Below are 2,374 nucleotides of genomic sequence, written 5' to 3'. Positions count from 1 at the left end.
CCAGCTCCATCAACTGCGTAATATATGGGGGAATTCCCGAGTGGCCAAAGGGGGCAGACTGTAAATCTGTTGCTTCTAGCTTCGATGGTTCGAATCCATCTTCCCCCACCAATACCCAGAAAAACTCCGACATCAAATCGGAGTTTTTTCATTGTCAGCGGAGGTAAGCTATGCACCTGCCTGTAACGCCCTGTCTCATTGCCTGGGGCAGTCTGATCCCACTGCTGGTGGTTCTGCTGCTCGGATGCTTTCTTGCCGGCAGTCTGATCCTGTCCAGGCGGCGGGAAAAGCGCCGGATTCCGGCACCGCCCGCATCCCACACATCCGGTGAGCCTGAATCCCTGCATGCGGTGGTCATCGGCATGCGCTGCGGCGTGCTGAAAACCGGCACAGCCCGGTCCCCCGACCATCTGAACGCCTTCGAGGCGGAATTCCTCCTGGACAACGGCACCAAGCGTGTGCTGTTTGTGGACGAGGGTACCTACGAGGGTCTGCAAGAGGGTCTGTCCGGCACGCTGGTGATCCAGAACGGGTATTTTCTTGGCTTTGAGCCGGATTGGTTCATGTAATCGCCTTGCAAAGCGCAAGGCTTTTCTTATGCCCAAACGAAAAGGAAATTTGAACATATTCAACAAAAAATGTGTATAAGTATTGTGGAGTATCACTGCTCCGCAACAGGAAAGGATGACCATTATGGTAAGAAACGATCTGCGGAATATCGCCATCATCGCCCACGTTGACCACGGCAAAACCACCCTGGTGGACGAAATGCTCAAGCAGGGCGGCGCATTCCGGGAGAATCAGAATGTAGCGGAGCGTGTCATGGACAGCAACGACCTGGAGCGTGAGCGGGGCATCACCATTCTGGCGAAGAACACCTCCGTATGCTACAACGGCATCAAGATCAACATCATCGACACCCCCGGTCATGCGGATTTCGGCGGCGAGGTGGAGCGTGTGCTGAACATGGTGGACGGGGTGCTGCTGCTGGTGGATGCGGCGGAGGGCCCCATGCCCCAGACCCGGTTTGTGCTGTCCAAGGCGCTGGAGATGGGTCACAAGATCATCATCGTGGTCAACAAGATCGACCGGCCGGATGCCCGTCTGGACGAGATCGGGGACGAGGTGCTGGAGCTGCTGCTGGAGCTTGACGCCAACGATGAACAGCTGGAAAGCCCCATCCTGTTCTGCTCCGGCAGAGCCGGCACCGCCTCCCTGAGCCAGTACGAGGAGGGCGAGGATCTGACTCCCCTGTTCGATACCATCGTCAACTACATTGAGCCGCCCCAGGGGGACGAGAACGCTCCCCTGCAAATGCTGATCTCCTCCATCGACTACAACGAATATGTGGGTAGAATCGGCATTGGCAGAATCGAGCGGGGCACCGCCCGGGTGGGACAGGCAATCACCGTAGGGGATTACCACGAATCCAGAAAGCCTTACAATGCGAAGCTGGTGACCCTGATGCAGATCCAGGAGCTGAAGCGGGTACCGGTGGAAACTGCCACAGTGGGGGATATTGTATGGGTCAGCGGCATCGAAAACATCACCATCGGGGACACAGTCTGTGAAAACGGTGCCTTTGAGCCTCTGCCCTTCACCAAGATCAGCGAGCCTACGGTGGAAATGACCTTCTCCGTCAACGACAGTCCCCTGGCAGGTCGGGACGGCAAGTTCGTCACCTCCCGTCAGCTTCGTGACCGGCTGTTCAAGGAGCTTCTGAAGGATGTTTCCCTGCGGGTCAGCGAAACCGACTCCACTGACTCCTTCCTGGTGGCAGGACGGGGGGAAATGCACCTGTCCATCCTCATCGAAAACATGCGCCGGGAGGGCTACGAGCTGGCAGTGTCCACCCCCCGTGTATTGTTCCGGGACGATCACGGCAAGAAGATGGAGCCCATTGAGCGGCTGGTCATCGACGTGCCGGAGGAGAGCGTAGGCAGCGTTATGGAGAAAATGGGTACCCGGAAGGCGGAGCTGCAATCCATGCATCCCCAGGGCAGCCGCATGCGTCTGGAGTTCCTGATTCCTGCCAGAGGCCTGTTCGGCTATAAGAGCGAATTCCTCACCGATACCAAGGGGGAGGGCATCATGAGCAGCGTGTTCGAGGGCTACGAGCCCTACAAGGGGGATATCCCCCGCCGCAGTGTTGGCTCTCTGGTATCCTTTGAAACCGGCGACTCCGTCACCTACGGTCTGTATAACGCCCAGGAGCGGGGCAATCTGTTCATCGGTGCCGGCGTGCCCGTATACGAGGGCATGGTGGTGGGTCAGTCCCCCAAGGGGGAGGACATTGTGGTGAATGTGTGCAAGCGCAAGCACCTGACCAATACCCGTGCCAGCGGCAGCGATGACGCACTCCGGCTGGTACCCC

General features: G+C 58.0%; 2 protein-coding genes and 1 tRNA gene (1 of these 3 running past the window's edge). All 3 read left to right on the top strand.

All coding sequences use genetic code 11. The annotated features are described in order from the left end of the window. Positions 1 to 26: 26 nt before the first annotated feature. Positions 27 to 111: transfer RNA gene (locus QVO51_RS10305), tRNA-Tyr, on the top strand. Positions 112 to 170: 59 nt separating this feature from the next. Beyond that, the gene (locus QVO51_RS10300; protein WP_022358320.1) at positions 171 to 569 is read left to right on the top strand and encodes a DUF2500 family protein; all 399 of its coding nucleotides are present in this window, start codon (positions 171 to 173) and stop codon (positions 567 to 569) included. Positions 570 to 693: 124 nt separating this feature from the next. Then, positions 694 to 2,374 carry the 5' portion of a translational GTPase TypA gene (gene typA, locus QVO51_RS10295; RefSeq protein ID WP_022358319.1) on the top strand. It continues 158 nt past the right edge of the window, so 1,681 of the gene's 1,839 nt are visible here — the first part of the coding sequence; the start codon lies at positions 694 to 696; its stop codon lies off the right edge, out of view.

This window comes from Ruminococcus sp. CAG:379, assembly GCF_000434255.1.
Taxonomy (GTDB): Bacteria; Bacillota; Clostridia; order Oscillospirales; family Ruminococcaceae; genus Ruminococcus_F; species Ruminococcus_F champanellensis.
This window is presented reverse-complemented; position numbering and strand designations above follow the sequence as displayed.

Coding starts and splice junctions, on each gene's coding strand:
- QVO51_RS10300 (WP_022358320.1), top strand. CDS start 171: ATGCACCTGCCTGTAACGCCCTGTCTCATTGCCTGGGGCAGTCTGATC.